15 protein-coding genes are annotated in these 16,934 nt (G+C 30.8%); all 15 read right to left on the minus strand.

Going from position 1 to position 16,934, the window contains the following annotated elements; genetic code table 11:
- The 15 genes from GOM42_RS09490 to GOM42_RS09560 all read right to left on the minus strand — a co-directional run bounded on the left by GOM42_RS09490 (position 1) and on the right by GOM42_RS09560 (position 16,918).
- Positions 1-690 (minus strand): ATP-dependent Clp protease proteolytic subunit, encoded by a 690-nt coding sequence (locus GOM42_RS09490; protein ID WP_003465787.1) that lies wholly within the window; start codon positions 688-690, stop codon positions 1-3.
- Between the two features lie 53 nt (positions 691-743).
- Positions 744-1,940, minus strand: a complete 1,197-nt coding sequence (gene dapG, locus GOM42_RS09495; RefSeq protein WP_003459758.1) for an aspartate kinase — start codon at positions 1,938-1,940, stop codon at positions 744-746.
- A 13-nt stretch (positions 1,941-1,953) separates the two neighbouring features.
- Entirely contained in the window at positions 1,954-2,229 is a 276-nt protein-coding gene (locus tag GOM42_RS09500) for a YlmC/YmxH family sporulation protein (protein ID WP_003459765.1), read from the minus strand.
- 134 nt (positions 2,230-2,363) lie between these two features.
- The gene (locus GOM42_RS09505) at positions 2,364-4,472 is read right to left on the minus strand and encodes a polyribonucleotide nucleotidyltransferase (RefSeq protein ID WP_110077175.1); all 2,109 of its coding nucleotides are present in this window, start codon (positions 4,470-4,472) and stop codon (positions 2,364-2,366) included.
- 91 nt (positions 4,473-4,563) lie between these two features.
- Positions 4,564-4,827 carry a 30S ribosomal protein S15 gene (gene rpsO / locus GOM42_RS09510; RefSeq protein ID WP_003449423.1) on the minus strand — a complete coding sequence of 88 codons (264 nt, stop codon included), beginning with the start codon at positions 4,825-4,827 and terminating at the stop codon, positions 4,564-4,566.
- Positions 4,828-4,942: 115 nt separating this feature from the next.
- Complete coding sequence (locus tag GOM42_RS09515; RefSeq protein ID WP_003469155.1) at positions 4,943-5,872, minus strand: bifunctional riboflavin kinase/FAD synthetase; 930 nt, start codon at positions 5,870-5,872, stop codon at positions 4,943-4,945.
- A 3-nt stretch (positions 5,873-5,875) separates the two neighbouring features.
- Positions 5,876-6,760: a tRNA pseudouridine(55) synthase TruB gene (truB, locus tag GOM42_RS09520; protein ID WP_003469131.1), complete on the minus strand. Its 885-nt coding sequence runs from the start codon at positions 6,758-6,760 to the stop codon at positions 5,876-5,878.
- 3 nt (positions 6,761-6,763) lie between these two features.
- Positions 6,764-7,717, minus strand: coding sequence for a bifunctional oligoribonuclease/PAP phosphatase NrnA (locus tag GOM42_RS09525; RefSeq protein WP_110077176.1), 954 nt, complete (start codon positions 7,715-7,717; stop codon positions 6,764-6,766).
- Between the two features lie 3 nt (positions 7,718-7,720).
- A complete protein-coding gene (gene rbfA, locus GOM42_RS09530) occupies positions 7,721-8,071 on the minus strand; it encodes a 30S ribosome-binding factor RbfA (RefSeq protein ID WP_003449473.1) in 351 nt (116 codons plus the stop codon).
- A gap of 21 nt (positions 8,072-8,092) precedes the next feature.
- Positions 8,093-10,132 (minus strand): translation initiation factor IF-2, encoded by a 2,040-nt coding sequence (gene infB / locus GOM42_RS09535; RefSeq protein ID WP_003449445.1) that lies wholly within the window; start codon positions 10,130-10,132, stop codon positions 8,093-8,095.
- Between the two features lie 30 nt (positions 10,133-10,162).
- Complete coding sequence (locus GOM42_RS09540; RefSeq protein WP_003469127.1) at positions 10,163-10,465, minus strand: 50S ribosomal protein L7ae-like protein; 303 nt, start codon at positions 10,463-10,465, stop codon at positions 10,163-10,165.
- Positions 10,458-10,724: a YlxR family protein gene (locus tag GOM42_RS09545; protein ID WP_003459790.1), complete on the minus strand. Its 267-nt coding sequence runs from the start codon at positions 10,722-10,724 to the stop codon at positions 10,458-10,460. The genes GOM42_RS09540 and GOM42_RS09545 overlap by 8 nt, the downstream gene beginning before the upstream one ends.
- Positions 10,725-10,751: 27 nt before the next feature.
- Complete coding sequence (gene nusA / locus GOM42_RS09550; RefSeq protein ID WP_003449452.1) at positions 10,752-11,852, minus strand: transcription termination factor NusA; 1,101 nt, start codon at positions 11,850-11,852, stop codon at positions 10,752-10,754.
- Between the two features lie 19 nt (positions 11,853-11,871).
- A complete protein-coding gene (rimP, locus tag GOM42_RS09555) occupies positions 11,872-12,336 on the minus strand; it encodes a ribosome maturation factor RimP (protein WP_003459796.1) in 465 nt (154 codons plus the stop codon).
- A 232-nt stretch (positions 12,337-12,568) separates the two neighbouring features.
- On the minus strand, positions 12,569-16,918 hold the full coding sequence (locus GOM42_RS09560) for a PolC-type DNA polymerase III (RefSeq protein WP_110077177.1): 4,350 nt from the start codon (positions 16,916-16,918) through the stop codon (positions 12,569-12,571).
- Positions 16,919-16,934: the final 16 nt, after the last annotated feature.

Raw genomic sequence — 16,934 nt, forward strand, 5'->3', positions numbered from 1 at the left:
CTATGGTTCTACATTATAAGCTTCTATTAAGCTATTTAACTTATCTAAGGCTTCCTTAACACCGCCAACTTCGTTTATTAATCCGCACTTAACTGCTTCTTCTCCAACTAATATTGTTCCCATATCATTTAAAAGTTCATCTGTTTGCATCATCATCTTCTTTAATACATCTAATTTAATTTCTGATGTCCTTATTATAAAATCATTTATTCTCTCTTGCATTTTATTAAAATAATTAAATGTTTGAGGAACCCCTATTACAAGTCCATTCATTCTTATTGGATGTATTATCATTGTAGCTGATGGAGAAATAAAGGAATACTTAGATGCAGTTGCTAGAGGAACTCCTATGGAATGACCTCCCCCAATAACTAAGGATACTGTTGGTTTTTTTAGGCTTCTTATCATCTCAGCAATTGCTAACCCTGCTTCAACATCCCCTCCAACAGTATTTAAAACAAATAATATACCTTTTATTCTATCATTTTGTTCTATATCAATTAGTTGAGGAATCATATGCTCATACTTAGTTGTTTTAGTTTGTGGCGGTTGAACACTATGTCCTTCAATTTGTCCTATTATTGTTAAAACCTGTATATTAGAATCTTCTTTCTTATGCTCAGGTAAAACTGCTCCCATTTCTTTTATTTCTTCTATACTTTTATTTTCATTTTCTTTGTTATGTTCCATATATATCCCTCCTGTACTAAAATTATTTTGTACAGAAAGGAAATTTATATACATTATTTCATAAAGACTCTATGAAGTGCTTTTATAGCTTCTCTTACATTTTTACTTTCAACAAGACACCAAATTGTCATATGTGAATCTGCTGTTTGTAAAACTTCTATGTTTTCATTGTCTAAAGCACCTACTATTTTAGCCATAACTCCTGGAATTCCTCTCATTCTTGAACCAACTATAGCTATAGTGCTTAAATCTTCTACTAAACTATATTTTAAATTATTTTTTCTCATAATATCTTCAAATAATTCTTTAACACTTGCATCTATTGTAAATACTTTTTCTTTAGGGAAGATATTGATTAAGTCTAAACTTATTTTATTATTTGCAAGGCTTTCCAAAATAGTCTTATAATTTATATTATCTTTATTGTCATCAGATTTTATAGAAACTTGAATTCTATTTCCTTGATGAGTTATTCCAGTTATGAACTTATTATTATCTACATCCCCTAGACTATCTATCATTGTACCAATGCAAGTACTCATAGTATTCTTTATTACTAAGGTTACATTTCCTTTCATTGCTATTTCTACAGCTCTTGGATGAATTACCTTAGCCCCTTGATCTGCTAATTGGAATACTTCATTGTAGCTTATTTTATTTATAAGCTCAGCATCTCCAACTATTCTTGGGTCAGCAGTCATTATTCCATCAACATCTGTATATATTTCAATTTCTTCAGCCTTTAATGCAACTCCTAAAACCGCTGCCGTAGTATCACTTCCGCCTCTTCCTAAAGTAGTTAAGAACCCATTTCTATCAACTCCTTGGAATCCTGCAACAACAGGCACTTTTCCTTCTTTAAGAACTTCTAATATTAATTTAGGATTTATATCTATAAAATCAGCACTTGAATAATTATCATCTGTAAGTATTCCTGCATTTCCTCCTGTTAAAGGAACTGCTTCTATTTCTGCCTCTCTTAATTCATCACTCATGACAACAGTGCTTATAATTTCTCCACATCCCATAAGTAAATCAGTAGCTAATTTATTTTCTTTTTTAAACTCTTCTGATACTAATCCTAAAAGTGTATCAGTTGCATAAGGTTCTCCTTTTCTTCCCATAGCAGATACAACAACCACTGGTAAATATCCTTTATTTATTGCCCCTTTTACCTTTTCTACAACCATAGTTCTTCTTTCTTTTGTTGATACAGAAGTACCACCAAATTTTTGTACTACTATTTTCAAAATCCCCACACTCCTACAGCTTAGTTTTTTTTATCATATCACTATCTACATCTAATATTATGGTTTTAGCTCCTATTCTTTTTACATTTTCCCACTCGATTTCTAAGTATTCATCTGAGTTAAAAAGATTAAACTTGCCACCACCTAAGTTTACTATTAAATATTTTAGCTTTCCTTCTTCATCTATAATAACATCATTATTTATAAGTCCGCTATACTTTTCACCATCATTTATGTTTATAATTTCATATCTTTCTATTTCGCTTAAATATCTAACATTATTACTCATAAAACATACCTCCACTTATTTATTAAAACAATAAATAATATGTTGATTATAAATAATATATGTCAATTCTTATTAAAAGAGGTAGGCTTTATGAATAAGAAAAAAAATAAAAAGGCAATAATAATTGCCTTTTACTATTGCTGTTTATTTTCTTCTTCAGCTTCTTTTATTGCATCTTTTCTTGAAAGATTTATTCTACCTTGAGAATCTATTTCTGTTACCTTAACTAAGATTTCATCTCCAACAGATACTACATCCTCAACTTTTTCTACTCTCTTATTATCTAACTTAGAAATATGAACTAATCCTTCTTTATTAGGTAATACCTCAACAAAGGCACCAAATTGAGCAATTTTTGTAACTTTACCTAAATAAATTTCTCCAGCTTTAACCTCTTTAGTTAAACCTTCTATTATTTTAACAGCTTCTTTAACACCTTCTGATTCAGCTGATGAAACATAAACTAATCCATCTTCTTTTATATCTATTTTAACACCAGTATCAGCTATAATCTTGTTTATAACTTTTCCACCAGCCCCAATTACATCTCTGATTTTCTCAGGATCTATTTGTAGAGTTGATGTTTTAGGTGCATATTTTGAAACTTCTTCTCTTGGAGCTGGTATGCATTCTTTAATCTTATCTAAGATCATTAATCTTGCTTTTCTTGCTCCATATATAGCATCGTGTATAACTTTTTCTGATAGACCTTTTATTTTAGTATCTACTTGAATTGAAGTTATTCCCTCTTCTGTTCCAGCTACTTTAAAGTCCATATCTCCAAAGAAATCTTCTAAACCTTGGATATCAGTTAAAACTTCTTCCTCAGTTAAATCTTTTGAAGTTATTAATCCCATAGCTATACCTGCTGCTGGTCTCTTTATTGGAACCCCAGCATCTAAAAGCGCTAATGTACTACCACAAACTGAAGCCTGTGAAGTAGATCCATTTGAGCTTAATACTTCTGATACTAATCTTATTGTGTATGGGAACTCAGCTTCTGAAGGTATAAGTGGTTCTAAAGCTCTTTCAGCTAAAGCTCCATGACCAATTTCTCTTCTACCTGGTCCTCTTAATGGTCTAACTTCTCCTACACTGTATGCTGGGAAGTTATAGTGATGCATATATCTCTTAGATTCTTCTTCACCAATACCATCTAATATTTGAATTTCACTTATTGATCCTAAAGTTGCAACAGTCATTACTTGAGTAAGTCCTCTTGTAAATAATCCTGTTCCATGAGTTCTTGGAAGTAATCCAACTTCACAACCAATGTTTCTTACTTGGTCAAAAGCTCTTCCATCAGGTCTTTTTCCTTCTTTTAAAAGCATATGTCTTACGACTTCTTTTTGCATATCATAAACTGCTTCTCCAATATCAGACATGTTATCTGGATATTTTTCTTCGAACTCTTCATTTATTTTAGCTTTAACTTCGTCCATTGCAGCATTTCTTTCATCTCTATCAGTAATGTGCATTGACTCACTAATCATATCAAAAGCAAATTCTCTTACAGCTTCTTCTATTTCTTCTGGTACTTTATGTAGTTCTGGCACTTTTTTCTCTTTACCGAACATACTTACAGCTTCTTCTTGGAATTTTATTATATCTTGACACTTATCAAAACCAAATTTGATAGCATTAATCATTGTATCTTCTGGGATTTCATCTCCACCAGCTTCAATCATCATAACTCTTTCCTTAGTTGAGCAAACAGTTAATTGAAGTGAACTTTCTTCTCTTTCCTTTGAAGTAGGGTTTAGTATGAATTCTTCTCCTATTAATCCTACTTGAACTGCAGCCACTGGAGTAGTAAAAGGTATGCTTGATAAACATAATGCCATTGAGGCAGCATTTATAGCTAGTATTTCAGGAAGGTTATCATTTTCTACTGAAACAACTGTACATACTACTTGAACATCATTTCTATATCCTTTTGGGAATAAAGGTCTTAAAGGTCTGTCTATAGCTCTACCATTTAGTATAGCTTTCTCTGAAGGTTTTCCTTCTCTTTTTATAAATCCACCTGGTATTTTACCAACTGAATATAATCTCTCTTCGTATTCAACACTTAGTGGGAAAAAGTCTATTCCCTCTCTTGGTTTTTCTGATGCATTTACATTTGTTAATATTACTGTATCACCATAACTCATTAATATAGCAGCATCTGAAAGCATTCCTAATTTCCCGAACTCAACTTTCATCGGTCTTCCTGCTATGATAGTTTCATGGGTATGATTCATATAAATACCTCCTTTCGGTATATAAAGACTAAATTTTTACAATATTAATATTTTTAAAATAATAGAGCGGTAAAAAACCCGCTCTACTAAATTATCTTCTTAATCCTAATTCTTTGATTATAGCTCTGTATCTTTCGATATCTTGCTCATATAAGTAGTTTAATAAACCTCTTCTTTGTCCAACCATCATTAAAAGACCTCTTCTTGAGTGGTGGTCTTTTTTGTGTGTTCTTAAGTGATCAGTTAAAGAGTTTATTCTTTCTGTTAATAACGCGATTTGAACTTCTGGTGAACCAGTGTCTCCTTCGTGTCTTGCATGTTTAGCTATTATTTCTTGTTTTCTTATTTTATCCATTGTTACACCTCCGAAAAATTATCCCCTAGTTCCAAGAAAAAAGACGGTTACCCTTAAATCTTAGAGTTAGGTTCTATATGATTATATCAAAACTCGCTTTTCTTGTAAATCTTTATTACAAAGAAATTTTTATGTTACTTTCTTCTGCGAATTTTTTATCCTTAATTAGTTGTTCTTTTAATTCTTCTAAAGAATTAAATTTTTTTTCATTTCTTATCTTACTTATAAAGTAAAGTTTTATATGCTTTCCATATATATCTTCATCAAAATTTAGTATGTGAGTCTCTACTGTAGTATTCTTACCATTTACAGTAGGATTATTCCCAACTGAAGTTATACCTTTATAAATTTCTCCATTAACTTCTACATTAGTATAATAAACTCCTATCTTAGGAAGGATTATTTCATCATTATTCTTTAAATTTGCTGTTGGAAAATTAATTGTTCTACCTATTTTCTTTCCACTTACCACTTCACCATTTAACGAGAAATACCTACCTAACATATTATTAGCATCTTCTAGCTCTCCTTCTGATAAAGCTTTTCTTATTCTTGTTGAACTAACTACTTCTGATTTATATGTAAAGGGCTCTATAACGTAAAGTTCTAATCCCTTTAAATCACATAACTTTTTAAGGAGCTTTACATCACCTTTATTTTTATGGCCAAATCTATAGTTAAATCCAACAACAATTCCTCGTACATTATAGTTTTTTATAAGATTTTCTATAAACTCTTCTGGCTCTAGCTCCATAAACTTTTTATCAAACTCAACAAAACTACTTAAATCAACATTTAAGTCTTCAAGAATTCTTATTTTTTCATGTAAAGTTACTAAAAGTTTTGGTGCACCTTCCTTGTTTATAAATTTTCTTGGATGATTTTTAAATGTATATACCATACTTAATGAATCGTTCTTCCTAGACAATTCATTACTTTTGTTTATTAAAGCTAAATGACCTTTATGAATTCCATCAAAACTCCCTAAAGCTACATAGGTGCTTTTTTGAACCACTCTCTTAAAATCATTATTTATTAAAATCATTGACTACTCCTCTATCAGTAATTTCTCCAATTTAAATCCTTTTTCATCCCTTTTTCCTAATCCCAAAAAGACTCCATTGTCTTCATATACTCTATATAGTTTATTAAATTCAACTTCTTCACTATACATTCTATTATCAAATACTTTAACACCATTTCTTAAAAGCTTACCAAACTTCTCATTTACTGTGATTTTTTCAAAAGAATCTAAAGCCTTTTCAATGGAAATAATATGTTTTTCTAAAAGTTCTTCTGTTAAATCTTCTATATTTATTGCTTCTTCTTTAGTAAATGTACCATTTTGTATTCTCTCTAAGGCAGTCATTGTTGCTCCAACATTTAATTTTTCACCAATATCATAGCAAAGGCTTCTTATATATGTTCCCTTAGAACAACAAACATCCATTTGTATATTATCATTTGATTCTATTTTTATATTTTCAATAGAATAAATAGTAATTTTTCTAGCTTCTCTGTGAACTTCTATTCCTTGACGTGCTAATTCATATAATCTTACTCCATTTTGTTTTAAAGCAGAATACATTGGTGGAACTTGATCTATTGTTCCTACAAAGGAATTTATACAATTTAATATTTCATCCTTTGTTATATGTGATGCATCCTCTTCTCTTAAAACTTCTCCTTCTAAATCATATGTGTCAGTAACCATACCAAGCTTTAAATTCACTCTATAAACTTTTTTATTTTCCATTATATAATCTATAATTTTTGTAGCTTTTCCAAGGCATACAGGTAAAACTCCAGAAGCCGCTGGATCTAAAGTTCCTGTATGTCCTACCTTTTTCATTTTTGCAACTCTTCTTACCATGGCCACAACATCAAATGAAGTCATTCCCGTATTTTTATATATGTTAATTACTCCATTCATATATTACACCATCTCTTTTGCAAGTATTTCTAATATTTTATTTTTAGCTTCGTCTATACTTACACCTTTAATGAATGCTCCAGAAGCCTTTGTATGACCACCGCCACCAAAGTTTTCTGCAATTTTTCTAACATCTAATGTATCTTTAGATCTTAAGCTAACCTTTACTCCCTCATCTACCTCTTTAAGAAGTATGCATCCTTCTACACCTTTTATTTGATTTCCTAAGGATACAACATCTGAACTATTTTGAACTTCTTCTCCAATAGAATCTATCATCTCTTTAGTAATTCTCATAAGAACTATTTTATTATTGCAAACTAGCTCCATATCTCCTAAAACTAAAGACATTAGTTTCATTTTAGCAAAAGGCTTATTATCAAATATATTTCTATGAATTTCATCATGTTTTATATAATTAACTAATTCCCCTGCTATTATATGAGTTCTTTCAGTAGAATTTGAGTATCTAAAAGAACCTGTATCAGTTATTAATGATGTATATAGACATTTAGCTATATTTTCATTAATTTCAACCTTTAACTCCTTAAGTAGCATAAATATTATTTCAGCTGTTGCAGAAGCCTCTGTATCTACATAGTTAATAATACCATATTTATCATTTGATAAATGATGATCCATATTAACTAAACTTCCTTTGAATTCGCTTAAATCTGCGGAAATTCTTTCAACATTTCCACAATCTAATACTATAACACAATCAGTATCTTCTGATGGCTTTATAACTTCTCCAGTTATTTCCTCAGCATAAGGCAGAAAGCTTAGGTTATCTGAGACTAGGTCTTTAGAGATAACATAAGCTTCTTTACCATAAATTCTAATGCCTTGAAGTAGTGCTAAGACACTACCTAAGGCATCACCATCTGGAGATACATGATATGTTATACCAATTTTTTTGCTTTTATTTATAATTGATATTACATCATGAAATCTCATTTTTTATTTCTCCTTGATTTTGTTTAGCAATGATTCAATATACATTGCATTATCTATAGAATTATCTTCTTCAAATAATATTTCAGGAGTACTTCTTAGCTTAACTCTGTTTCCAACTTCTCTTCTTATGAATCCAGCTGAACTTTTTAGAGCCTTTAAGCTTTCCTCTTTTTCTTCATCATTTTTAGCGAATAGGCTAACAAAAACTTTAGCGTATCTTAAATCTTTAGTAACTTCAACTTGAGTTACACTTACCATAGCTGTTAGTCTAGGGTCTTTTATTTGATTTCTTATGATATCACTTACTTCTTTTCTTACTTCTTCATTTATTCTTTTACCTCTGAAGTTAGCCATATAAATCACCTCTTTATAAAATTAAAGTTCTTTTCTTTGAACAGCTTCCATAGTATATGCTTCTATTATATCGCCTTCTTTAATGTCATTGAACTTTTCTACACTAAATCCACACTCGTATCCAGCATTTACTTCTTTTACATCATCTTTAAATCTCTTTAATGATGCTAACTTAGATTCAAATATTACAATACCTTCTCTTATAACTCTTACATCTGCATTTCTAACTAATTTACCAGTTAATACATATCCTCCAGCAATTGTTCCAACGTTAGAAATTTTGTAAGTAGCTCTTATTTCAGCAGTTCCTAATACAACTTCTTTGTATTCTGGATCTAACATACCGATCATAGCTGACTTAATATCTTCTATAGCGTCGTATATTACTCTGTAAGTTTTAACTTCAACTCCATCTCTCTCTGAAGCTGCTACGGCATTGTTATCTGGTCTAACATTAAATCCTATTACTATAGCGTTAGATGCAGCAGCTAATGTTATATCTGTTTCTGATATAGCACCAACAGCTCCGTGTATAACTCTTACCTTTACATCATCAGTTGATAATTTTTCTAATGATGCTTTTATAGCTTCAACAGAACCTTGAACGTCTGCTTTAACTATAACTGAAAGCTCTTTAACTGAACCTTCTTTAATTTGGCTATATAAATCTTCTAATGAAACTCTATGTGAAGTTGCGAAACTTTCTTGTCTTATTTTTTCTTTTCTAGCTTCAGCCATGTTTCTAGCTGTTTTTTCATCTTTAACAACTGTGAATCTATCTCCAGCAGCTGGTACTTCTGAAAGACCTAAAACCTCAACTGGAATTGATGGACCAGCTGATTTTATCTTCTTACCTGAATCATCAAACATAGCTCTTATTCTTCCGTAAGTGCTACCAACTATGATTGAATCTCCCATGTGTAGAGTACCATTTTGAACTAATAATGTTGCTACAGCACCTCTACCTTTATCTAATTTAGCCTCTACAACTGTTCCTTTTGCTTTTCTTCCAGCATCTGCTTTTAATTCTTGCATTTCTGAAGTTAAAAGAACCATTTCTAATAGAGTATCTATGTTTTCTCTAGTTTTAGCTGAAACTGGTACTGCTATTATATCTCCACCCCAGTCTTCAACAACTAATCCATGCTCAGTTAATTCTTGTTTAACTCTATCTGGATTAGCACCTTCTCTATCCATTTTGTTTATAGCAACTATCATTGGAACGTTAGCTGCCTTACAGTGATTTATAGCTTCTACTGTTTGTGGCATTATTCCGTCATCAGCTGCAACAACTAAGATAACTACATCTGTTATTTGAGCTCCTCTAGCTCTCATTGCTGTGAAAGCTTCATGTCCTGGTGTATCTAAGAATGTTAAAGTTTCTCCGTTTACTTCAACAGTGTAAGCACCTATATGTTGAGTTATTCCACCAGCCTCTGTACTTGTTACCTTTGATTTTCTTATAGCATCAAGTAATGAAGTTTTACCATGGTCAACGTGACCCATAACTGTTATGATAGGTGGTCTCTTAGCTAAGTTTTCTTCTTCTACATCAGTTTCTTCTTCGAACTCTTCTAAAGTGTTCTCTTCTTCTTTTTCATAAACTGCAACCTCATATTTTTCAGCAACCTTTTCAGCTGTTTCAAAATCTATTTCTTGGTTTATAGCAGCCATTACTCCTGTGAAGATAAGAGTTTTTATAACATCATTAACTGGTTTGTTTAATTTCTCAGCTAATTCTTTAACTGTTATAGTCTTCCCGATTTCGATAACTTCAACGTCTTGTTCTAAGTTATCATCTTCGCTACCTTTTTTTCTTTTCTTTTTCTTCTTAGCAGCATTATTAACTTCTTCAGCTAATTCAGCTTCATATTCAGCAACCAATTCACTGTTTGCTTCACTTCCTGCTAAAAGTTCTTTTATTAACGCAGCATCTTCATCTTCTATAACGCTCATATGGTTTTTAACCTCAACGCCGAACTCATCCATTAATACGTTTATAAGAACTTTACTTGGAACTCTTAACTCTTTTGCCAATTCATAAACTCTTATTTTTGACATATATTCACCCCCGAAAAATTTTTAGATGAACTAATTATTATTAGAATATGACAAAAGTTTTTCTGCCATATTCTCATCAGTTACTCCTAATATATTGATTTCGCATCTACCTACACTATATCCTAACTCTTCTTTTGAAAAATTATCTATGTATGGTATATCATACTGTTCACAGTACTTAACGAATTTATCTTTTGAACGATTTGAAATGCTATTTGAAAAAATAAATAAGTAGATTTTACTTCTTTTCATTTCCTCTTCACATTTATTATAACCTTCCAAAAGTTTACCTGCTCTTTTTGTAAGTCCTAAAAAATTAAGAAATTTATCCATTTGTTATCTCATCCCTCAATCTATCATAGACTTCATCTCCAATGTTAGATTGAAGATTTTTATTTAATCTTTTTGCTTTAAATGCTTTTTCTAAACATTCAACACTTTTACAAATGTAAGCCCCTCTTCCTGACTTTTTACCAGTTAAATCTACAGAAACTTCTCCTTCAGCATTTTTAACTATTCTTATCAGTTCTTTTTTAGGCTTCATTTCCATGCAACCATTACACATTCTCATTGGAATTTTTTTAGGTTTCATCTTGTCACCTCCAAAGTCTAGAAGTTATTATTCTTCTATTATAGTGTCTTCTTCAACAACAATATCTTCTTCTTGTAATAATTCTTCTGCTTTAGATTTGCTCTTTATGTCTATTTTCCAACCAGTTAATTTAGCTGCTAATCTAACGTTTTGTCCTTCTTTACCTATAGCTAATGATAATTGACTATCATCCACTATAACCTTAGCTGATTTAGTTTCTTCATCAGCTTCTACACTTATAACCTTAGCTGGGCTTAAAGCATTTTCTATATACTCAGATGGAGTATTGCTCCATTTTATTATATCAATTTTTTCATTTTTTAGTTCATTAACTATATTTTGAACTCTAACACCCTTAGGTCCAACACAAGCTCCCATAGCATCTACTGATTCATCATTTGAGTAAACAGCTATTTTAGTTCTAGATCCTGCTTCTCTAGCTATACTTTTTATTTCAACTATTCCTTCATATATTTCTGGAACTTCTAATTCAAATAATCTTTTAACTAAACCTGGATGTGTTCTTGAACATAAAACTGAAGCACCTTTAGATGTTTTCTTAACTTCAACTACATATAATTGTAATTTTTCATTGAAATTATATTTTTCTGTAGGCATTTGTTCGTTTGGTCCTAAAACACCTTCTATTTTTCCTAAGTCTACAAATACATTACCTTTATCTTTTCTTATTACTGTACCAGGTAATATGTCAAATTCTTTTTCTGCAAATTCTGAGTAAATTACATTTCTCTCAGATTCTTTTATTCTTTGGATAACCATTTGCTTAGCAAGTTGTGCTGCAACTCTTCCAAAGTTTTTAGGTGTTACTTCTATTTCTACTATGTCATCTAATTGATAAATAGCACTAATAGCCTTTGCATCTTCTAAACTTATTTCTGTTACATCATCATAAACTTCTTCAACAACAACTTTTTGAGCATAAACATGGATTTCTCCTGATTTTTCATCACGTTTTACCTTTACATTTTGTGCAGTTGTTCCTGAATTTGAAAAGTTTTTCTTATAAGCTGCTATTATAGCATCATCTATAGTTTCTAATAAAGCCTCTACTGAAATACCTTTCTCTTTTACTATTTCAGATAATGCCCCTAGAAATTCTTCATTCATTTTTAAACCCTCCTTAAAATTATATCTCCCCTTCAAGGTTCGCTGTCTTAATTTTATCTTTAGGAACTTTTATTTCATTCCCTTCACATTCAACTATTATTTCATTTTCTTGTACATCTTTAAGAATTCCTTTTACATTTTTTCTTCCACTTAAAGAACTCTTAAATCCAACAAAAACTTCTTTTCCTATAAATCTATTAAAATGCTCATCACTATGTAATCTTCTATTTAATCCTGGTGATGAAACTTCTAAGAAGTACGCATCTTTTATTGGATCTTCTATATCAAGCATATCACTTAATGCTCTACTTACAATTTCACAATCCCTTAGAGAAATTCTCTCCTCTGGCTTTTCTATATATAATCTTAAATAATATTCATTATTTTCTTTTACATATTCAATATGATATAAATCATATCCCTTTTCTTTAACTATAGGAGCACAAAGTGCTTCAAGATCAGCTACAAGTTGTTCTTTTTTCATTATACTTCCCTCCCTTATTAAGTTTTAAATCTTATCTTTATTGTATCCAATAAAGCAAATACCTATTAATTTATATAATAATAGGTATGCAAAAACGCAACTTTATTCTAAGTTGCGTTACAAATAGAAAGAGCGGGCTTTTCTGTCCCACTCCTTTACCTCAAACTATTAGTAAAAAACTTCTACTTATATAGTAACATAGTATATTTTATATTACAAGAAATTTTTAAAATTAGCCAAACAAACTAAGTTGGTTACTTTCTTGCATTCCTTCTAGGCATCCATGATTATCTAAAGTTTCTATTACAGTCTTTGAAACCTTAGATCTAAGTCTTAAATCTTCCTTTGAAATAAACTCTCCATTAACTCTACATTCAACTATACTTTTTGCAGCATTGTCTCCAACTCCTTGAAGAGCATTTAATGGAGGTCTTATACCATCTTCTTCTATCTTAAACTTAGTTGCTTCTGATTTATATAAATCAACCTTTAAGAAATTCAATCCTCTTTTATACATTTCATAAGAAATTTCTAAAATAGTTAAAAGCCCTTTTTCTTTTACTGATATGTTATTTCCTAAAGAATTTAGCTCTTCCATTTTTGCCTTTATTGCTTCTTCACCCTTACAAATTAAGTCTGCATCGAAATCATCAGCTCTTACTGTAAAGTATGTTGTGTAATATGCTTCTGGATAATAAACTTTATAATATGCTATTCTAACTGCCATCATAACATATGCAACAGCATGGCCTTTAGGGAACATGTATTTTATTCTTTTACAAGATTCAATATACCAATCTGGTACATTTTTCTCTCTCATTAAAGCTTCATCCTCTTCACTAAGCCCTTTTCCTTTTCTTACCTTTTCCATTATAGTAAAGGCTGTCTTAGGAGGAAGATCTTTATACATAAGATAAACCATAATATCGTCTCTTGTTGCTATACAATCTTTTAGTGTAGTGTAACCTTCTTTAATAAAGTACTGAGCATTATTAAGCCAAACATCAGTACCATGTGAAAGTCCAGATATTCTCACAAGGTCTGCAAAACTCTTAGGTTGAGTATCAACTAGCATCTGTCTAACGAATTTAGTACCGAACTCAGGAAGTCCATAACTACCAACTTCACATCCTAATTCTTCTTTAGTTACCCCTAAGGCATCTGGTGATGTAAATAAACTTATAACCTTAGGATCATTTAAAGGTATTGTCTTAGGATCTAAGCCAGTTAAGTCTTGAAGCATTCTAAGAACGGTCGGGTCGTCGTGTCCAAGTATATCAAGCTTAAGAAGTCTACCACTTATTGAATGGTAATCAAAGTGAGTTGTTATAATATCTGTGTTAACATCATCAGCTGGATGTTGTATTGGACAAAAATTATATATTTCATTGTCATTTGGAACAACCATGATTCCACCAGGATGCTGTCCACTAGTTCTTTTTATTCCAGTACATCCAATAGTAAGCCTTTCTATTTCAGCTTGAGATACAACTAATCCTCTTTCTTGAAGGTATTTTTTTACAAAACCATAAGCTGTTTTTTCAGCTACTGTACCTATAGTTCCAGCTTTAAATACATATCCTTTTCCGAAAAGAACCTCTGTGTACTTATGTACAACAGCTTGGTATTCCCCTGAGAAGTTAAGGTCTATATCTGGTTCTTTATCTCCTTCAAAACCTAAGAATGTTTCGAAAGGAATATCATGGCCATCCTTAATATACTTAGCTCCACAATCAGGACAATTTTTATCTGGTAAATCTGCTCCTGAACTTATAGAACCATCTAAGAAAAATTCTGATTTCTTACAATTTGGACAAACATAATGAGGTGGTAATCCATTAACCTCTGTTATATCTGACATTGTTGCTACGAAAGAGGAACCAACAGACCCCCTTGAACCAACTAGGTATCCGTCTTCTAAGGATTTAGCAACTAATTTTTGAGCTATAAGATAAAGCACCGCATATCCATTATTTATTATAGAATTAAGTTCTTTATCTAATCTCTTTTGAACAACTTCAGGAAGATTTTCTCCATATATACTATGAACCTTATTCATAGTCATGTTTCTTATTTCTTCCTCAGCCCCCTCTATTTTAGGAGGAAATGTTTCATCTGGTATAGGTTTTACAGCCTCAACCATATCAGCTATCTTCTGAGTATTTTCTATTACAACTTCCCTGCAAGCCTCTTCTCCTAAATATTCAAACTCTTTCATCATTTCATTAGTAGTTCTAAAATATAAAGGTGGTTGATTATCTGCATCTCCATATCCTTGACCAGCCATTATTATTCTTCTAAATACTTCATCATTAGGATCTAAGAAATGACAATCGCATGTAGCCACTACTGGTTTATCCATTTCCTTTCCTAAATCATATATTTTTCTATTTAACTCTCTAAGTTCTTCTTCATCTTTTACATTTCCTTTTCTTATAAGGAATTCATTATTTTGTATTGGCTGAATTTCTAGATAATCATAGAAAGATGCTATTTCTTTTAATTCCCCATCTGTCTTTCCTTCTAAAACTGCCTTATATAATTGTCCTGCTTCACAAGCTGAACCAATTATTAAACCTTCTCTATACTCAGTTATTATACTTTTAGGAAGTCTTGGTCTTCTAGCAAAATAATCTAAGTGAGCCATAGAAACTAATTTATATAAATTCTTAATTCCAGTTTGATTTTTAGCTAATATTATTATGTGATGTAGAGGAAGTTTCTTTACATCTATATTTGATAAATACTTTTCATTTAGAGTTTTAACATCATGAATATCCATTTCTTCTTTCATCTTTTTGAAAGAAAACTTTAATATCTCCGCAGTAGCCTTTGCATCATCAACAGCTCTATGGTGATTTTCAAGGCTAATTCCTAAATGTTTAGCAACTAGATTTAACTTAACCTTTTTTAAATCTGGATAAAGATATCTAGCTAAAGGAACAGTATCCATTACAGGATTCTTTAAAGTTTTTCCCATATCCATTAAGTTCTTTTTTATAAAACCAACGTCAAAGGCAGCATTGTGGGCTACTAGTACAGAATCTCCTACAAATTCCATAAATTTAGGAAGCACTTCATCTATAGTAGGCTGTCCATTAACCATATTTTGAGTTATACTTGTAAGCTCTGTAATCTTATATGGAATATTTACCTTTGAATCAACAAAAGTACTAAAGGAATCAACTATTTCTCCATCCTTTAACTTAACAGCACCAATTTCTATAATCTTATCATTTTTACTTGAAAAACCTGTTGTTTCTATATCAAAAACCACATACTCATCATCAAAGGATTCCTCATGCCCATTAATAACTATAGGTGTTCCATTATCAGCTAAATATCCCTCTACTCCATAAATAACTTTTATGTTATTCTTTTTAGCCGCTATTTGAGCATCTGGAAAGGCCTGAACAACTCCATGGTCTGTTATGGCTACAGCCTTATGGCCAAACTTTGCTGCTCTCTCAACAATTTTACTTGCAGCAGTTACGGCATCCATTGAGCTCATAGTTGTATGCATATGAAGTTCTACTCTTTTTTCCTCTGCTGTATCCATACGCTCTATTTTTGTAAGCTTATTTATATCCCTAGCCATTATTACAACTTCCTTAGCATAAGGATCCATAGTAGCTTCTCCTCTTACTTTACAATAAAGACCTTTTTTAACATTTTCTAAAACATGTTCTTTATCCTTATCTCTTAAGAAGCATTTAACGGCTATGGAACTTGTATAGTCTGTTATGAAGAATGTAAGTATTATTCTACCTGTCTTAGTTTCAAAAATATCAGTTTTAAATACATCCCCTGAAATAGTAACAATTCCAGACCCCATATCTATACTGCTTATATCTATAGTATCTCCTTGAATATTTCTTCCAAGTATAGTATTTTCATTCTTAGGCTCATCTTTATAAGATTTCTTCTCATAACCACCTTTATTGCCACCATTAGATTTATGTTTATTATCACTACTTTCTTTTTTAACAGGCTTTTCTTGAGCAGCTTGAGCTTTCATAGTTTCTATAACTTTTTTAGCTATTTCTTTGTTTTCATTTAACTTTTCATCATTGTAATTCTTATTAGCTAAACTTTCATCATATTTAACTTCTACTAAAGAATTTATTCCAAAGAATGATTTTATATATCCCTTAATCTCTCTATCTATATGTTTTTTATTAACAAAAGTACATAAAAACTCAGAACCATTTTTTATAATTATTTTTTCTCCTTCAATTACTATAGGAGAATTAAGTAAAACTTCTTTTAAAACAGGATGTTTCTCTATAATTTTTTCACAAACATGATTCCAATGCTGATCTACTACCTGTTTTAAAGTTATATCAGAAATATCTATGTAATACATAATCTCTATATTTATTTCAAAACCTATAGCTTTTTTGATATATTGCTTAATTATTTTCTTTTGTTCTTCTGATAATTGATCTTTACTTTTTATTATGGTTCTTAAAGTATTGCTTTTCTTCAACAATTGAAACTTAGTTATTTCAAACTCTAAATCATTAAGATTATCATCTGATTTTATGGATCTGTTAATCTGTTTAACAAACTCGTTACTCAAAATCTAAGCCTCCTTT

The organism is Clostridium sp. 16K-1-R1, from assembly GCF_023921145.1.
GTDB classification, from domain to species: Bacteria; Bacillota; Clostridia; order Clostridiales; family Clostridiaceae; genus Sarcina; species Sarcina perfringens.

What these genes read in the sequence shown, in the direction of transcription:
- GOM42_RS09490 (WP_003465787.1), bottom strand. Translation starts at nt 690, where the DNA reads ATGGAACATAACAAAGAAAATGAAAATAAAAGTATAGAAGAAATAAAA.
- GOM42_RS09500 (WP_003459765.1), bottom strand. Translation starts at nt 2,229, where the DNA reads ATGAGTAATAATGTTAGATATTTAAGCGAAATAGAAAGATATGAAATT.
- GOM42_RS09505 (WP_110077175.1), bottom strand. Translation starts at nt 4,472, where the DNA reads ATGAATCATACCCATGAAACTATCATAGCAGGAAGACCGATGAAAGTT.
- rpsO (WP_003449423.1), bottom strand. Translation starts at nt 4,827, where the DNA reads ATGGATAAAATAAGAAAACAAGAAATAATAGCTAAACATGCAAGACAC.
- GOM42_RS09515 (WP_003469155.1), bottom strand. Translation starts at nt 5,872, where the DNA reads ATGATTTTAATAAATAATGATTTTAAGAGAGTGGTTCAAAAAAGCACC.
- truB (WP_003469131.1), bottom strand. Translation starts at nt 6,760, where the DNA reads ATGAATGGAGTAATTAACATATATAAAAATACGGGAATGACTTCATTT.
- GOM42_RS09525 (WP_110077176.1), bottom strand. Translation starts at nt 7,717, where the DNA reads ATGAGATTTCATGATGTAATATCAATTATAAATAAAAGCAAAAAAATT.
- rbfA (WP_003449473.1), bottom strand. Translation starts at nt 8,071, where the DNA reads ATGGCTAACTTCAGAGGTAAAAGAATAAATGAAGAAGTAAGAAAAGAA.
- infB (WP_003449445.1), bottom strand. Translation starts at nt 10,132, where the DNA reads ATGTCAAAAATAAGAGTTTATGAATTGGCAAAAGAGTTAAGAGTTCCA.
- GOM42_RS09540 (WP_003469127.1), bottom strand. Translation starts at nt 10,465, where the DNA reads ATGGATAAATTTCTTAATTTTTTAGGACTTACAAAAAGAGCAGGTAAA.
- GOM42_RS09545 (WP_003459790.1), bottom strand. Translation starts at nt 10,724, where the DNA reads ATGAAACCTAAAAAAATTCCAATGAGAATGTGTAATGGTTGCATGGAA.
- nusA (WP_003449452.1), bottom strand. Translation starts at nt 11,852, where the DNA reads ATGAATGAAGAATTTCTAGGGGCATTATCTGAAATAGTAAAAGAGAAA.
- rimP (WP_003459796.1), bottom strand. Translation starts at nt 12,336, where the DNA reads ATGAAAAAAGAACAACTTGTAGCTGATCTTGAAGCACTTTGTGCTCCT.